Genomic DNA, 15,785 nt, shown 5'->3' with positions numbered 1-15,785 from the left:
TAACTTGTTAATATAGCCTTTTCCCATGAACTCTTCCGAACTGCGCTCAACCCTTGCTCTTGCCGGTATCTTTGGCTTGCGGATGCTGGGCCTATTCTTGCTTTTACCCGTCTTCTCCTTACATGCCAGGGATTTGCCCGGAGGAGAGAATGCCTTATGGGTAGGTCTGGCTCTGGGTATTTTTAATATTGTTCAGGCCTTTTTTCATATTCCCTTGGGGATTCTCTCTGACCGGGTGGGTCGTAAGCCCGTGGTTTTATGGGGATTGAGCTTGTTTATTGCCGGTTCCTTGATTGCAGCCAGTCAAGACGATTTGCTTTGGATTGCGATCGGGCGAGGACTGATGGGAGCAGGCGCAATCTCTGCCGCAGTATCTGCATGGGTGGCGGATTTAACCCGCGAGCAAGTTAGAACTGCAGCAATGGCAATTGTGGGAGGCAGTATTGGCATCTCCTTTGCCCTCTCGTTAGTAATTGCTACCCCGATTTATCGAGCCATTGGACTCGATGGCATGTTTTTATTACTGGCAGTACTTGGACTGATTGGGTTTTTGGTGGCCTGGTTTATGGTGCCAAGTCCTCCGAAGCAAATTCGGAATGAACATCAGCCGTTAAAGCAAATTTTTCTAAGACCTGAATTATTTCGGCTTAATGTGGGAGTGTTTGTTCTAAACGCTACCCAAGTGGCAATGTTCCTTGTTGTTCCTCGTTTACTCGTGGAAGCAGGCTTGCCATTAGACGATCATTGGAAAGTTTATTTTCCAGTTGTCGTTGTTTCATTCTTTCTGATGTTGCCGGGGATTATTTATGGCGAAAAGAAAAAGAAATTACGGCTTGTATTGCTTACAGCCGTTGTCATCTTATTGATTGCACAAATCATCTTTTTGCAAGCCCATTCCATAACAGTCATTGTCAGTGCACTGTTGATTTACTTTGTCGGATTTAATTTACTCGAGGCTCTGCAGCCCTCAATGGTATCGCGTTGGGCCAAAGATGAAAAAGGAGCCGCATTGGGTATCTACAACACAACTCAGTCTGTCGGATTATTTACCGGGGCGGCGCTTGGTGGACTAATGATGCAACTGTTCGGAAACCTCTCGGTATTCATGGGTGGCGCCGTTTTGATTATTGCCTGGCTTATAATTGCTTGGCCAATGCGTGATATTTCATCGTCGCAAACCGCAAAGTAGCTTTAGCCACACTTTTTATTTAATTTTCTTCGGGAGACAAAATGGCTTCAGTCAATAAAGTCATCATCGTTGGTAATGTTGGGCGCGACCCAGAAACTCGGTATATGCCCAGCGGTGACGCTGTCACCAATATTTCAGTTGCCACTTCAGATCGCTATAAAGACAAACAAACGGGCGAGATGAAAGAGAATACCGAATGGCATCGCATCGCCTTTTTCGGTAAGTTGGCAGAAATCGCAGGCCAATACTTAAAAAAAGGTTCACAGGTTTATGTCGAGGGTCGCTTACGGACTCGAAAGTGGACCGATCAAAGTGGACAAGAAAAGTATTCCACCGAAATTATCGCTGACAGCATGCAAATGCTTGGTGCTCGGATGTCTGGCTCTGGAGAGGAATCTTCAGGCCGATCTAAGCCGGCTGAGAGTCCATCAAGCTCGGGAGCCAGTGCGCTTGATGCAATGGATGACGATATTCCGTTCTAGTGTTATTGCCTGGCGTGACGAATATTGTTGGGCCAGGCAGCATTGAAATCGGCACGAAATGGATTGATATCTAAGCCACCCCGTCGAGTGTAACGGGCATAAACAGACAACTTTTCTGGTTGGCAATGATTCTTAATATCACAAAAGATTTTTTCAACGCAGTGTTCGTGAAATTCCCCAAGATTACGAAAGCCAATGAGGTAGCGCAAAAGACCTTCCTCTTTGATGGGTCGACCTTGGTAATGAATTTGTACGCTAGCCCAATCGGGCTGACCTGTGACCGGGCAATTGGATTTGAGTAGATGTGACACTAAGGTTTGCGTGATTGGGGCTGAGCTTTGATCAGCGCTTAGAAGAGTTGGGTCAGCAATTTGTGCTGGATTGACTTCAATATCAAGTCGATCGAGAAGTTGGCCATCTAGTTCTTGCATGAGCGGATACTTTTTTTGGTCTTGTAATTCCGAAGGCTGAAGAAGCTTGATTTGCAAGGGACTGCCAAGTACCGCACTTAAATCATGGCGCAGACATGCGCGGACTGCTTCAAGAGTTTCGAAAGGATGTTGATTCAAGCTATTGAGATAGAGTTTGAACGATTTTGACTCGATCATGAATGGCGACTCTGCTGGAATCGAAAATTCAGCCAGAGCGATCTGCGGTTTGCCTTTGGGATTTAGCCAACTCAGCTCAAATGCATTCCAGAGATCAATTCCCAAAAAAGGTAAACGCGATCCTTCTTCAATACCCAGTTTCTTGCGATTCTGAGCGCGGGGGATGGGAAAGAGTAGACCCGGGTCATACTGATTGGGATAAGCACTTTGCTGACCGAGAACAAATTCCGACATAGAAAAATTTAGGTTTTGGACCGGTTGGTATTACTAACCCCAGAGATTACGTGCCCTGTTGGAGCGACGCTGGAAGCAGCATTGCAATGACCAGTTTGGTCATCAAAGAAAAAGTCGGGCTCAAACTCTTTAAGAAACTCGCGCTTGGATAAGCCCCCAAGAAACATTGCCTCATCCACATCAATCCCCCAGTTCATTAATGTCCGAATAGCGCGCTCATGGGCTGGTGCAGAACGGGCTGTGACTAGGGCTGTTCGAATCCGCATTTCATTTTTAGGCTCAGATTCGGCTTGTAATTGATGAAGGGCAGCAAGCAGTGGCTTAAAGGGCCCTGGTGGCAACGGAATGGCAGCACGCTGGCTTTCATGATCGACAAACGCCTTTAGGCCTTGATCCTGAAAAACCTGTTCTGCTTCATCTGAAAATAAAACCGCATCACCATCAAAGGCGATCCGGATTTCATTGGGATTATTCTCAGCCATTTTGGTTGATTCTGGGTAGACGCGCGCTGCCGGAAAGCCGGCGTCTAGGGTAGCGCGTACGTCTTCCTCGTTGGCTGATAAAAAAAGGTTGGCCTGTAATGATTTTAAGTAGTGATATGGCGGTCTGCCCCGAGTAAAGACTCCGCGTTCAATGCTAAGCCCATGGTGTTTAGCAGAACGAAAAACGCGCAAACCGCTGACTGGGTCATTACGCGACAGGATCACGACTTCGACGCGTGGTTGATCTTGATTAAAGCGCAGTAACTTCTTTACGAGGGGAAAGGCAACGCCCACTTGGGCAGGGATCGCAAGACGCTCTAGCTGTAATTTCATGTAGGCGCTATCGTCACTTTCCTCGAACAGGCGGTTTTCTTCCTCAAAGTCAAAGAGTGCTCTCGATGAAATGGCAACGACTAGTTTTCCAGCGAGGGTATAAGACATCTTATTTTAGAAATAGGCGGTATGCAGGATTCTTGCTTTCATCCCAATGAGGATAGCCCAAAGTTGCCAAAAATTGTTTAAAGGCGGACTGTTCATTCTTAGGGACCTGAATGCCCAATAAGATTTGTCCATAATCCGCGCCATGATTACGGTAATGAAATAAGCTGATATTCCAATTGGGGGCTAGGCTGTCGAGAAAGCGCATGAGCGCCCCCGGGCGTTCTGGAAACTCAAAGCGATAGAGTAACTCGTCTTTCGCTAATGCAGAACTTCCACCAACCATGTGTCGCAGATGAGTCTTTGCTAACTCATCATGGCTTAGATCAATAGTTGCAAATCCTGCTTTACGAAAAGCACTCGCAATCGTTTTGTTATCGCCGGCACGTTGAGTTCCGATGCCAACAAAAAGATGCGCCTGATCCGCATGGGCGATACGATAATTAAATTCAGTGACATTACGTTTACCAAGCATTTTGCAAAAGGCTTTGAATGAGCCTCGCTCTTCGGGAATGGTGACCGCAAAGACGGCCTCACGAAATTCACCCACATCGGCCCGTTCAGCCACAAAACGTAAACGACTAAAGTTCATATTGGCGCCGCATGCAATGGCGACCAAGGTTTTCTTTTTGAGGCGATGCTTCTCCACATATTTTTTTAGACCGGCAACGGCGAGCGCACCGGCAGGCTCCAAAATACTGCGGGTGTCAGTAAAGACATCGTTGATTGCCGCGCAGAGTTCATCGGTATCCACCAAGACGATGTCGTCTATCACCCGTTGGCAGATCTTAAAGGTCTCCTTACCTACCTGCTTTACAGCAGTGCCATCAGAAAACAAGCCAACTTCCTTAAGTTCAATCCGTTTCCCCAGTTTCAAGGACTGTTTCATTGCATCCGAGTCAACCGTTTGCACACCAATCACTTTGATCTTGGGTCTAATCGCTTTAATGTAAGAGCCGATTCCAGAAATTAGTCCACCGCCACCAATTGCTACAAAAATCGCATCAATCGGCTCGGGGTGTTCATCGAGAATTTCTTTGGCGATCGTACCTTGGCCAGCAATAACATCTGGATCATCAAAAGGATGAATAAACGTGTACCCCTTCTTTTTTTGGAGTAGTTGAGCTTCTTGATAAGCATCGCTGTACGAGTCACCCGTTAAGACGAGTTCAACCCACTTGCTACCGTGCGCCTTAACCGCATCAATTTTGACTTGAGGGGTGGTAATCGGCATCACGATCACCGCCTTGCACTTAAGTTTGGCGGCGGCCAGAGCAACACCTTGAGCATGATTACCAGCAGAAGCTGCAATTACCCCCTTTTTTAGGGCCGCTGGGCTCAATCCAGCCATTTTGTTATACGCACCTCGCAACTTAAACGAGAACACAGGCTGGTTATCTTCGCGCTTTAAAAGAATCGTGTTTTGGAAGCGGGCGCTCAGATCCCGGGCTTTTTCTAGTTCGGTTTTTCGCGCAACGTCATAGACCTTGGCGTTCTCAATTCGGTGTAAATAATCATTTTTCATCACGAAAGCGTACCATGCTTGGCATATAAGTCCTTAAATTAATTCAGTATTGTGCCAAATTGATTGGCAACGGAAATGATCAAGCTCATCTAAAATAGAGCTTTAATCGACTGGTCACCATGAACGCACCTATCTCCTTAGATAGTTTGTCTGAGATTGATACGCAATCCCATCGTCTTCGTGAGATTCCGTATAACTACACCTCGTTTTCCGATCGAGAGATCGTTATTCGTCTCTTGGGTGTCAAGGCATGGGAAATTTTGGAGCAGTTACGCAGTGTACGACGCACTGGCCGCTCTGCCAGGATGCTGTTTGAAGTGTTGGGCGATATCTGGGTTGTTGAGCGCAACCCGTACTTGCAAGATGATTTATTGGATAACCCCACACGACGTGAGGCTCTGATTCAGGCTTTGTGGCATCGTTTGGGTGAAGTTGAAAAAAGGATCTCAGGGGATTTTGCTGAGCAGGTTAGCGATTTACTAGCAGCTGCTCGCATTGCAGTGGAATCCTTTGCAAATAATTTTCAAACGGTTTCGCAATTACGAAAACATGCCAAAAAAGTTTTTTCCAAGTTCACGCATGCAGACAATATTGCATTTGATGGCATGTCGCGCGTTGCTCATGTTACCGATGCAACCGATTGGCGAATTGAATATCCATTTGTTGTTTTAAAGCCAGACACGGAAGCAGAGATTCCCAATTTAGTTAGAGCATGTATCGAGTTGGGGTTGACGATTGTTCCGCGAGGTGGGGGTACGGGTTATACCGGCGGCGCCATTCCAATGGTGGCAATGTCGGCCGTGATCAATACGGAAAAGTTAATTGATCTTGGAGATGTCACACAAAGAGCATTACCTGGCTTAAGTAATCCCGTACCACTGATTTTTTCTGGTGCTGGGGTCGTGACGCGTCGTGTAGCGGATGCAGCAGAAAAGCATGGACTGGTTTTTGCTGTTGATCCAACCTCTGCAGATGCCAGTTGTATTGGTGGAAATATCGCAATGAACGCAGGTGGTAAGAAAGCCGTTTTATGGGGAACGGCACTCGATAATTTGGCAACCTGGCGAATGGTTGATCCCGATGGAAATTGGTTGGATGTTGAGCGGCTCGACCATAACCTTGGCAAGATACATGATCAAGCCCTTGCCAGGTTTCGTTTGACTTGGTCTGATGGTAAGGCTGCGCCTCAGGTAAAGGTTTTGCGTTCCGAGGTTTTGGAGATCGAGGGTGCCAAGTTCAGAAAGGCGGGCTTAGGGAAAGACGTTACAGATAAATTTTTATCTGGATTGCCTGGAATTCAAAAAGAAGGTTGCGATGGCCTGATCACGAGCGCGACCTGGATTTTGCATCGTATGCCAAAGCATATGCGTACTGTTTGTTTGGAGTTTTTCGGTCAAGCACGTGACGCTATTCCAAGCATTGTTGAGATTAAGGCTTACTTGGATGATCTCAGTAAGAAGGGCGGACCACTTTTAGCAGGACTAGAACACCTCGATGATCGCTATTTAAAAGCAGTTGGATATTCCACCAAATCCAAACGCAATGGCTTACCCAAGATGGTCCTAATTGGTGATATTGCTGGTGAGAATGAAGAAGCCGTAGCCGCAGCAACGAGTGAAGTGGTGCGCATGGCTAATCGTCGGGTGGGTGAAGGGTTTGTGGCAGTAAGCGGTGAAGCACGTAAGAAATTTTGGTTGGATCGAGCCCGAACTGCAGCGATCGCAAAGCATACCAATGCCTTCAAGATCAACGAGGATGTGGTGATTCCGCTTGAGCGAATGGGCGAATATACCGACGGAATTGATCAAATCAATATCGAGTTATCGCTAAAAAATAAAATTCAATTGCTTGATGCCCTTGAGCATTATTTGAGCCAAGCGACACTTCCGATTCGCGCCAATGATGAGATTGAAGACATCTCCAAAGCGGAAATGGTGGGTGATCGTGTCATTCAGGCCCAGACACTGCTGCGTGAGGTAAGGATGCTCTGGACCGAGTGGTTGCAGAAAATTGATCAGTTTTTCCCACAACTGCAAGATGGAACTCTACGTGCTTCTTGGAAAAAAGAGTTACTAGCGCCCCTTCAAATTATTTTTGGCGGCTCCACTTTTGATCTGGTACTAAAAGAAATTAAATCGATTCATCAGAAAATATTGCGTAAACGCGTGTTTGTGGCTTTGCATATGCATGCCGGAGACGGTAATGTACACACGAATATCCCGGTCAATTCGGACGATTATGAGATGTTGCAAGATGCCCACCGTGCGGTTGATCGGATTATGGTACTGGCACGCTCTTTAGACGGTGTCATTTCGGGAGAGCATGGCATTGGTATTACGAAATTAGAGTATCTGACGGACGAGGAACTAAAGGAATTTCGTTCCTATAAAAATCGAGTAGATCCAAATGGCCACTTTAATAAAGGCAAGTTGATGCCAAATGCCAGTTTGCAAATGGCATATACCCCAAGTTTTGGCCTCATGGGTCACGAATCGATCATCATGCAACAAAGCGATATTGGCGCAATTGCCGATAGCGTGAAAGATTGCTTACGCTGTGGTAAGTGCAAGCCAGTTTGTGCAACGCATGTTCCTCGAGCTAATTTGTTATATAGCCCACGTGACAAAATTCTTGCCACCTCATTGCTAATCGAAGCCTTTTTGTATGAAGAGCAAACCCGACGGGGGGTATCGATTCGGCATTGGGAAATGTTTGATGACGTTGCTGCGCATTGCACGGTTTGCCATAAATGCCATACACCGTGCCCAGTCAAGATCGATTTTGGCGATGTCACCATGAATATGCGCAATTTGTTACGCAAGATGGGACAGCGTCGCTTTAACCCAGGCACTAGTGCGTCCATGTTGTTCCTCAATGCAACCAATCCAGAAACCATTCGGATGAGTCGCAAGGTCATGATTGAGTGGGGCTATGGTTTACAGCGTTTTGCCCATCAATTATTCAAAAAATGGGCCGTTCAGCAAACGCAATCCCCTCCAGCGACGGTTGGAAAGCCTGCTTTGAAAGAGCAGGTCATTTATTTTGTGAACAAGAAGATGCCTGGTAATTTACCCAAAAAGACCGCTCGCGCGCTTTTGGATATCGAGAATGCAGACTACGTACCGATCATTCGGAATCCTCTGGAGACGAGCGTCGATACAGAGGCTGTTTTTTATTTCCCGGGATGTGGTTCAGAACGACTATTTTCACAAGTGGGTTTAGCCACTCAAGCAATGCTTTGGCATGTAGGCGTACAAACGGTACTGCCACCCGGATATTTATGTTGTGGCTATCCGCAAAAGGGAAATGGTGATTTTGATAAAGCCGAGAAAATGATTACAGATAACCGAGTTCTATTTCATCGGGTTGCCAATACATTGAACTATCTCGATATCAAAACGGTCGTGGTTTCCTGTGGCACCTGCTACGACCAACTGGCGGGTTACCAATTTGATCAAATCTTCCCTGGTTGTCGAATTATTGATATTCATGAGTACCTTCTTGAGAAAGGTTTAAGGCTTGAGGGTGTTGGGGGCGTTCGATACATGTATCACGACCCTTGCCATACCCCCATGAAACTTCAAGATCCTTTAAAAACGGTCAATGAGCTCATTAGGCTTGAGGACGGTACAGCCATTCCAAAAAATGAGCGTTGCTGTGGCGAGTCTGGTACGTTGGCAATCACCCGCCCCGATATTTCAACTCAAGTTCGCTATCGTAAGCAAATTGAAATGGAAAAAGGCGCTAACGATTTAAGGAAAGACTTTGCTGGTGACGTTAAAGTATTAACCAGTTGCCCATCGTGTTTACAAGGCCTATCCCGTTTTGATGGTGATAGCGATACTAAGGCGGATTACATCGTCGTTGAAATGGCAAAGCATTTATTGGGCGAAAATTGGCTTGAAAGTTACGTGACTAAAGCCAATCAAGGCGGAATTGAAAGGGTACTGGTGTAATGATTCCAACAAATTTAATTGTGCATGAGAACTCAAAGGTTCTCGAGCTTCAATATGAACATGGCAAAAGCTACCGTTTGCCCTTCGAGTTTTTACGAGTCTATTCACCCTCAGCCGAAGTGCGCGGGCATGGGCCGGGGCAAGAGGTTTTGCAAACGGGCAAGCGAGACGTTGGCATTGTAAATATTGAACCGGTTGGCCATTACGCAATTAAGCCAATCTTCTCGGATGGTCATGATTCAGGTTTGTATTCATGGGACTATTTGTATGGCTTATGTGAAAACCATGAGTCTTTATGGAATGAGTATCTAGAGCGCTGCAAAGTTGCTGGCGTAGATCGTGATGCTTCGATGGCAAATAAATCCCACGGGTGTGGCCACTAGTTATGTCAAAAACCCATTTTGGATACCAAAGTGTTGATGAGTCAATCAAGGCTGAAAAAGTTGCCGAGGTTTTCCATTCGGTAGCCGCGAAATACGACATCATGAATGATTTGATGTCAGCTGGCCTGCACCGCCTTTGGAAAAAATTTACCATCGCTCAGGCCAATGTCAAACCCGGTGATCGGGTCTTAGATATTGCTGGCGGAACGGGTGATCTTGCTTATGCGTTTGCCCAGTCCGCGCAATGGGGAACGCATCCTGAGGCAGAAGTATGGTTGAGCGATATCAATGCATCGATGTTATCGGTGGGCCGAGATCGACTTTTGGATCGCGGCCTTGCAATCCCGTGTATTCAGCTCGACGCTGAAAATATCCCTTTTCCGAGTCACCATTTCGATGTAATTAGTGTTGCATTTGGTCTTCGGAATATGACGCATAAAGAGCGTGCCTTATCGGAGATGGCGCGTGTGATTCGGCCTGGGGGCAAAGTCTTAATTTTGGAGTTTTCGAAGCCAGACCCATTGATAGCCCCACTGTATGACCTCTATTCTTTTAAGGTACTTCCATGGCTTGGGGATAAGGTGGCCAAAGATGCCGCTAGCTACCAATACTTAGCAGAATCGATTCGCATGCACCCCGATGCACAAACCCTTAAAACGATGATGGAGGACGCTGGGTTTGACGAAGTCCATACCCATAGGATGACTGGGGGTATCGTTGCTTTGCATATTGGTATTAAATATTGAATATTCACTGTAAAGTACAACTTACAGATCGTAGACAGGAGACTGATTGAATGAAAAGTATCTTTTTGAAATCCAGTGTATTTGCACTTTCCTTTGCATTCTTATCCGTTGGACACATCGCTGTCGTTGATGCCAAGCGTTTAGGTGGTGGATCCAATGTGGGTCGTTCAGCGAATGCGCCAGTGCAGAAGCCAGCTCAGCCAACAGCCCAACAAAAGCCAGCTCAGCAAGCACAGCAACCTGCAGCAACCACGCCGCCACAAGCTGCTGCTCCCGCAGCTGCTAAACGTTCGGGCTTGGGCGGTATGTTGGGTGGCCTTGCCGCTGGTCTTGGAATTGCTTACTTGCTATCGCATTTTGGTTTAGGTGAGGCTGCTGCATCATTTATGACAGGTCTTTTATTGGCTGTTCTGGTTGGCTTTGCATTGCTATTCGTATTGCGTCGCTTCATGCCAGCTGGTGCTAAAAATACGCCAAGTCCTGTGCCCGCTTCAAATGGGATGCAGAAAACGGCTGTACAAGAACCTGTCTTCGCTCCTAGCCATCCGGTTAATGCCGGATTTGGATCGCCAAGCCCAGTGATTGAGGAAGCGCCGGCTTATCAATTGCCGGAAGGCTTTGATCAAATCGCATTTTTGGCCAATGCAAAACACTATTTCACTCGTTTGCAAAAAGCTTGGGATGCGGGTGATCTTGAGGCTTTGCGTGAATTTACAACCCCCGAAATGTTTGCAAGTCTGCAACGTGACTTACAAGGCCGCGCTGAAGGCGTAAATCATACCGATGTAGTCACCTTAAACGCCGAACTCTTGGGTGTTGAGACCGATGCAAATACCTATCTGTGCAGTGTTGAGTTCTCGGGGCTGATTCGGGAGCAAGCAGAAGGCCCAGCCGAACCATTTAGAGAAGTTTGGAATCTATCCAAGCCTGTAAACTGCCCAGGAGGTTGGGTTTTAGCTGGCATCCAGCAATTGGTTTAAGCTTTAACCTTTTCCCCACCGGAAAACCCGCCTTGTGCGGGTTTTTTACACTATGAACCTTCGTTTTGATTTTCCAAAAACGGCTTTAGTGCGCGCGATTAATCATGTCTTAAAACATGAAGAGTGGGCTTTGCGTGATCTCAAGAGTCATCAAGGTAAAGTAATTGAGCTGATACTGCCAATTGGAAGTATGCAGTGGCAAATTCAAGATGATTGCTTAATGTCTCTTTTGTCGGATGTGCACCCACATCCAGATTTGGTTTTAGAGCTTGATGCCGATGGTTTTTCTGCGCTCAGCACCCCTCAGGGCTCGATCAAAGATCGGGCAATGCGAGCTGTCAAAATTACTGGTGATGCTCAACTAGCCCAACTTATTGCCAAGCTTTCAAACCAATTACGTTGGGAGTATGAGGAGGATTTAGCCAAAATTATTGGTGATGCACCCGCACACTTCATTTGTTCACAAGCTAAGCGCTTTGCACAGGCGACTGAGAAGGCTGTGCTTGATTTACAGGGAAATATGGTCGAGTACTTGAGTGAAGAAAAAAAAGTACTGTTGCATCAACGCGATTTTGTTTCTCATAAAATGCAAATTCAAGCAGTGCGTGATGCAGTAGATCGCCTTGAGAAGCGAATTTCCTTTTTACAAAAAAGTCGGGATTGATTGTGAGTCGTATTATTCGCCTAAGCATTATTTTTTATACAGCTTGGCGCTTTAATTTATTTGGGCTGATTCGTGATAATTTAAAGCCTGGTGTGCGACGGTTCATCCTTGGACTAATTGCATCAACATCCCCAAGTCAGTTGCCGCGTGGCGATCGAATTCGCTTGGCGCTTGAAGCGCTTGGCCCTATTTTCGTTAAATTTGGACAAGTTTTATCGACACGTAGGGACTTATTGCCCGATGATGTTTCGAATGAATTGGCCAAGCTTCAAGATCGCGTTCCACCTTTTTCCAATGAGCAATCGAAAGCAATTATTGAAAAAGCCCTGGGCCATTCCATTGAAGTAATTTTTTCATCCTTTGATGCAACCCCCGTGGCGAGCGCATCGGTCGCACAGGTTCATTTCGGGGTTTTACGTGGGAATGAGACCCATCCTGAATGGGTCGACAAAGAAATTGCGATCAAAGTACTGCGTCCTGGCATTTTGCCTGTAATTGAAAGTGATTTGGCATTAATGCATGACCTCGCACGAATTATTGAGAAAGTCTCTGAGGATGGCCGTCGCCTTAAGCCGCGTGAAGTGGTCGCTGAATTTGATACTTATTTACACGACGAGCTTGATTTGATGCGTGAGGCAGCCAATGCTAGCCAATTACGACGCAATTTTGCAAACTCCGATAAGCTCATGATTCCTGAAATGATTTGGGATCTATGCCACACCAACGTGATCGTGATGGAGCGGATGTATGGTATTTCAATTGGGAAAACCCAAGAGCTTCTCGCCGCTGGTGTTGATTTTAAGAAGTTAGCAATCGATGGCGTTGAGATCTTTTTTACTCAAGTATTTGAGTACGGGTTCTTTCATGCAGATATGCATCCAGGAAATATCTTAGTTAGTTTGGATCCCAATACATTTGGCCGATATATTTCTTTAGACTTTGGGATTGTTGGAAATTTGAGCGAGTTTGACAAAAATTATTTGGCACAAAATTTCTTAGCTTTCTTTAATCGAGACTACCGACGCGTTGCTGAGTTACATATCGAATCGGGTTGGGTTCCAGCCAATACCCGATTAGAAGAATTGGAAGGCGCCGTTCGTACTGTTTGTGAACCCTATTTTGATCGCCCACTTAAAGATATTTCCTTGGGTATCGTGTTGATGAGACTCTTTCAAACATCTCGTCGTTTTAAAGTGGAGATTCAGCCGCAACTTACCTTGTTGCAAAAGACCTTGCTAAATGTAGAGGGTCTCGGTCGTCAATTGGATCCAGACCTAGATCTTTGGAAAACCGCTAAACCCATTCTGGAACGTTGGGTAAGTCAACAGCTTGGTTTACGGGGTTTTATTGAGGGGCTAAAAAAAGAGGCGCCAAATTGGGCAAAAATTTTGCCCACACTGCCACGTCTCATTGCTGAAAATCTGGAACAGGTTCATCGGAAAGAGCAGCGCCCAGAATTTGATTTACTCAAACAATTGCTAGTTGATGAGCGACGCAAACAACGACAATGGCTGGGGATCACACTGTTCCTGAGTGGCTTCCTCATCGGCGCACTCTTAGTTTTGGTCCGAATCCACTCGATTTAGGCCAATTTAGCCTGAATTGGTCTTAACTCGCTAAAATAGCGGGTTAGGCGAAATTCTCATGAAAAAATACTTTATTGCTGGCATTTTGGTTTGGATACCGATGGCGGTCACTGTTTGGGTGATCACATGGGGTCTGGGTGTTATTGATCAAATCTTTGGTTGGGTAATGTCGGCCATTATTACGGTTTCACCCGGTCAGTTTTCAGGCGAGCTTCGGCATTTCCGAGAGATTCCAGGCCTTGGAATTTTGATCGTATTAGCGGTGATTGGATTCACAGGTGTCCTCGCCATCAATTTTGCAGGCCAATGGTGGCTTAAGCTCTGGGACCGGACCGTGACCCGCATCCCAATTGTGCGATCAATTTACTCCAGCGTAAAACAGGTTTCGTCGACTTTATTTTCTGGAAACAACCAAGCGTTTCGTAAAGCATTGCTGATTCGTTATCCGCATCTTGAGTCATGGGTGATTGCATTTCAAACGGGAACAGCAGCTCCTGAAGTAAACACCAAATTAGGTGGTGAATATGTCAATGTATTTTTACCTACGACACCAAACCCTACCTCCGGCTTTTTTATGATTGTGCCGCGCGCCAATGTGATCGAGCTGGATATGAGCGTTCAAGAAGCGCTTAAGCATATTGTGTCGATGGGTTCGGTGGCACCTCGAATCGCTCAACCTAAGACCCCCAATCAACCTCATTAGGAATACATATGTCGATGCGCAGTCATACCTGTGGTCAGGTTACTGATTCTTTAATTGGTCAAGAAATTACCCTCGCTGGCTGGGTCAATCGTCGCCGTGATCATGGCGGTGTCATTTTTATTGATCTTCGTGATCGAGAGGGTTTTGTGCAAGTGGTTTGCGATCCAGACCGCCCCGAAATGTTTAAACAGGCTGAAGAGGTCCGTAACGAATACTGCATTCAAATTAAAGGCTTGGTTCGCGCAAGACCAGCTGGAACCGAGAACCCAGATTTAATCAGCGGTAAGGTTGAGGTTCTGTGCCATGACTTACATGTATTAAATGCATCGGTAACCCCACCATTTCAGCTTGATGATGACAATCTCTCAGAAACAACGCGTTTGACCCATCGGGTTTTAGATTTGCGTCGTCCACAAATGCAAAAGAACCTGCGTCTGCGCTATCAAGTTGCCATGGAAACCAGACGTTACTTAGATGCCGCTGGTTTTATTGATATTGAAACACCAATGCTAACTAAGAGCACTCCAGAGGGTGCGCGCGATTATCTGGTGCCGTCACGCGTACACGACGGTCAATTTTTTGCTTTACCTCAATCACCCCAATTGTTTAAGCAGTTATTGATGGTGGCTGGATTTGATCGCTATTACCAAATTACGAAATGCTTTCGTGATGAAGATTTGCGCGCTGATCGCCAACCTGAATTTACGCAAATTGATTGTGAAACCGCATTTTTAGATGAGCTTGAAATTCGTTCTCTCTTTGAAAATATGATGCGGCATATTTTTAAAACTGTGATGAAGGTAGAACTGCCAAATCCATTCCCAATCATGCCATATTCAGAGGGGATGGCGCGGTATGGCTCCGATAAACCCGATTTGCGGGTTGCGATGGAATTTACCGAGTTAACCGACCTAATGCGGGACGTTGATTTCAAAGTATTTTCTGGCCCGGCTAATCAAGAAGGCGGTCGAGTTGTGGCCTTATGCGTTCCCGGTGGAGCAGAAATCAGTCGAAGCGAGATCGATGATTACACGCAATTTGTATCCATCTATGGCGCTAAGGGTTTGGCATGGATTAAGGTGAATTCAGTTGCAGAGGGGCGCAATGGATTGCAATCACCGATTGTAAAAAATCTACACGATGCTGCGATTGCCGGAATTTTAGAGAGAACGAAAGCAAACGATGGTGACCTGATTTTCTTTGGCGCCGATAAAACTAAAGTTGTTAATGATGCAATTGGAAATCTTCGTCTACGGATTGGCCATTCGGAATGGGGTAAGAAGCACGGTCTCTTTGCAGAAGGCTGGAAGCCATTGTGGGTGGTTGATTTCCCAATGTTTGATTACGATGAAGATGAAGCCCGTTGGGTGGCTTGTCATCATCCATTCACGAGTCCCAAAGATGAGCATCTGAAATTATTAGAAACCGATCCTGGTAAATGTTTGGCAAAAGCCTATGACTTGGTATTGAATGGCAGTGAAATCGGTGGCGGATCGGTTCGTATTCATCAAGAGGCTGTCCAAAGTCAGGTATTCCGTGCCCTGAAGATCGGACCGGAGGAAGCAAAAGCAAAATTTGGTTTCTTATTGGATGCGCTTCAGTATGGTGCTCCTCCCCACGGAGGAATTGCATTTGGATTAGATCGTATTGTCACGATGATGACAGGAGCAGAGTCGATTCGCGATGTGATTGCCTTCCCCAAGACTCAGCGCGCTCAGTGTTTATTGACGCAAGCTCCAAGTCCAGTGGATGAGCGTCAATTGCGTGAACTGCATATTCGTTTACGCAATACCAATCCGGTTAGCTAAC

General features: G+C 46.2%; 13 protein-coding genes. 10 read left to right on the top strand and 3 right to left on the bottom strand.

Annotated elements, in window-relative coordinates:
- Positions 1-25 precede the first annotated feature (25 nt).
- Together ICV32_RS09235 and ssb are read left to right on the top strand one after the other, a co-directional pair.
- Complete coding sequence (locus ICV32_RS09235; RefSeq protein ID WP_215370341.1) at positions 26-1,189, top strand: MFS transporter; 1,164 nt, start codon at positions 26-28, stop codon at positions 1,187-1,189.
- A 41-nt stretch (positions 1,190-1,230) separates the two neighbouring features.
- On the top strand, positions 1,231-1,671 hold the full coding sequence (ssb, locus tag ICV32_RS09230) for a single-stranded DNA-binding protein (RefSeq protein WP_215370339.1): 441 nt from the start codon (positions 1,231-1,233) through the stop codon (positions 1,669-1,671).
- A 2-nt stretch (positions 1,672-1,673) separates the two neighbouring features.
- Here the strand turns inward: ssb and queF are convergent, their stop codons facing one another.
- From queF to ilvA, 3 genes are read right to left on the bottom strand one after another with little or no spacing between them, the layout of a single operon-like run.
- The gene (gene queF / locus ICV32_RS09225) at positions 1,674-2,513 is read right to left on the bottom strand and encodes an NADPH-dependent 7-cyano-7-deazaguanine reductase QueF (protein WP_215370337.1); all 840 of its coding nucleotides are present in this window, start codon (positions 2,511-2,513) and stop codon (positions 1,674-1,676) included.
- 8 nt (positions 2,514-2,521) lie between these two features.
- Positions 2,522-3,436: a 5'-nucleotidase gene (locus ICV32_RS09220; RefSeq protein ID WP_215370335.1), complete on the bottom strand. Its 915-nt coding sequence runs from the start codon at positions 3,434-3,436 to the stop codon at positions 2,522-2,524.
- Between the two features lies 1 nt (position 3,437).
- On the bottom strand, positions 3,438-4,958 hold the full coding sequence (gene ilvA, locus ICV32_RS09215; protein ID WP_215370333.1) for a threonine ammonia-lyase, biosynthetic: 1,521 nt from the start codon (positions 4,956-4,958) through the stop codon (positions 3,438-3,440).
- A gap of 119 nt (positions 4,959-5,077) precedes the next feature.
- On the opposite strand from ilvA, the gene ICV32_RS09210 reads away from it, so the two are divergent.
- The 8 genes from ICV32_RS09210 to aspS are packed head-to-tail and all read left to right on the top strand — an operon-like array spanning position 5,078 to position 15,784.
- On the top strand, positions 5,078-8,914 hold the full coding sequence (locus ICV32_RS09210; protein ID WP_215370331.1) for an FAD/FMN-binding oxidoreductase: 3,837 nt from the start codon (positions 5,078-5,080) through the stop codon (positions 8,912-8,914).
- Positions 8,914-9,297, top strand: a complete 384-nt coding sequence (locus ICV32_RS09205; protein WP_215370329.1) for a gamma-butyrobetaine hydroxylase-like domain-containing protein — start codon at positions 8,914-8,916, stop codon at positions 9,295-9,297. Before ICV32_RS09210 ends, ICV32_RS09205 begins: the two co-directional genes overlap by 1 nt.
- 2 nt (positions 9,298-9,299) lie before the next feature.
- Positions 9,300-10,043, top strand: coding sequence for a bifunctional demethylmenaquinone methyltransferase/2-methoxy-6-polyprenyl-1,4-benzoquinol methylase UbiE (ubiE, locus tag ICV32_RS09200; RefSeq protein ID WP_215370327.1), 744 nt, complete (start codon positions 9,300-9,302; stop codon positions 10,041-10,043).
- A 50-nt stretch (positions 10,044-10,093) separates the two neighbouring features.
- On the top strand, positions 10,094-11,023 hold the full coding sequence (locus ICV32_RS09195; protein ID WP_215370325.1) for a Tim44 domain-containing protein: 930 nt from the start codon (positions 10,094-10,096) through the stop codon (positions 11,021-11,023).
- Positions 11,024-11,075: 52 nt separating this feature from the next.
- Positions 11,076-11,687, top strand: a complete 612-nt coding sequence (locus tag ICV32_RS09190) for an SCP2 domain-containing protein (protein ID WP_215370323.1) — start codon at positions 11,076-11,078, stop codon at positions 11,685-11,687.
- Between the two features lie 2 nt (positions 11,688-11,689).
- Positions 11,690-13,273, top strand: coding sequence for a ubiquinone biosynthesis regulatory protein kinase UbiB (ubiB, locus tag ICV32_RS09185; protein ID WP_215370321.1), 1,584 nt, complete (start codon positions 11,690-11,692; stop codon positions 13,271-13,273).
- 58 nt (positions 13,274-13,331) lie between these two features.
- Positions 13,332-13,976 (top strand): DUF502 domain-containing protein, encoded by a 645-nt coding sequence (locus ICV32_RS09180; protein ID WP_215370319.1) that lies wholly within the window; start codon positions 13,332-13,334, stop codon positions 13,974-13,976.
- A gap of 8 nt (positions 13,977-13,984) precedes the next feature.
- A complete protein-coding gene (gene aspS, locus ICV32_RS09175) occupies positions 13,985-15,784 on the top strand; it encodes an aspartate--tRNA ligase (RefSeq protein ID WP_215370317.1) in 1,800 nt (599 codons plus the stop codon).
- Position 15,785: the final 1 nt, after the last annotated feature.

This window comes from Polynucleobacter sp. MWH-UH24A (assembly GCF_018687475.1).
In the GTDB taxonomy this organism is placed as follows: domain Bacteria; phylum Pseudomonadota; class Gammaproteobacteria; order Burkholderiales; family Burkholderiaceae; genus Polynucleobacter.
This window is presented reverse-complemented; position numbering and strand designations above follow the sequence as displayed.

Bases quoted from the DNA above. Each gene is read 5' to 3' on its own strand.
- ICV32_RS09195 (WP_215370325.1), top strand. From the start codon at position 10,094: ATGAAAAGTATCTTTTTGAAATCCAGTGTATTTGCACTTTCCTTTGCA.
- ICV32_RS09190 (WP_215370323.1), top strand. From the start codon at position 11,076: ATGAACCTTCGTTTTGATTTTCCAAAAACGGCTTTAGTGCGCGCGATT.
- ICV32_RS09235 (WP_215370341.1), top strand. From the start codon at position 26: ATGAACTCTTCCGAACTGCGCTCAACCCTTGCTCTTGCCGGTATCTTT.
- ilvA (WP_215370333.1), bottom strand. From the start codon at position 4,958: ATGAAAAATGATTATTTACACCGAATTGAGAACGCCAAGGTCTATGAC.
- ICV32_RS09180 (WP_215370319.1), top strand. From the start codon at position 13,332: ATGAAAAAATACTTTATTGCTGGCATTTTGGTTTGGATACCGATGGCG.
- ICV32_RS09205 (WP_215370329.1), top strand. From the start codon at position 8,914: ATGATTCCAACAAATTTAATTGTGCATGAGAACTCAAAGGTTCTCGAG.
- ubiE (WP_215370327.1), top strand. From the start codon at position 9,300: ATGTCAAAAACCCATTTTGGATACCAAAGTGTTGATGAGTCAATCAAG.
- ICV32_RS09220 (WP_215370335.1), bottom strand. From the start codon at position 3,436: ATGTCTTATACCCTCGCTGGAAAACTAGTCGTTGCCATTTCATCGAGA.
- ICV32_RS09210 (WP_215370331.1), top strand. From the start codon at position 5,078: ATGAACGCACCTATCTCCTTAGATAGTTTGTCTGAGATTGATACGCAA.
- aspS (WP_215370317.1), top strand. From the start codon at position 13,985: ATGTCGATGCGCAGTCATACCTGTGGTCAGGTTACTGATTCTTTAATT.
- ssb (WP_215370339.1), top strand. From the start codon at position 1,231: ATGGCTTCAGTCAATAAAGTCATCATCGTTGGTAATGTTGGGCGCGAC.
- queF (WP_215370337.1), bottom strand. From the start codon at position 2,513: ATGTCGGAATTTGTTCTCGGTCAGCAAAGTGCTTATCCCAATCAGTAT.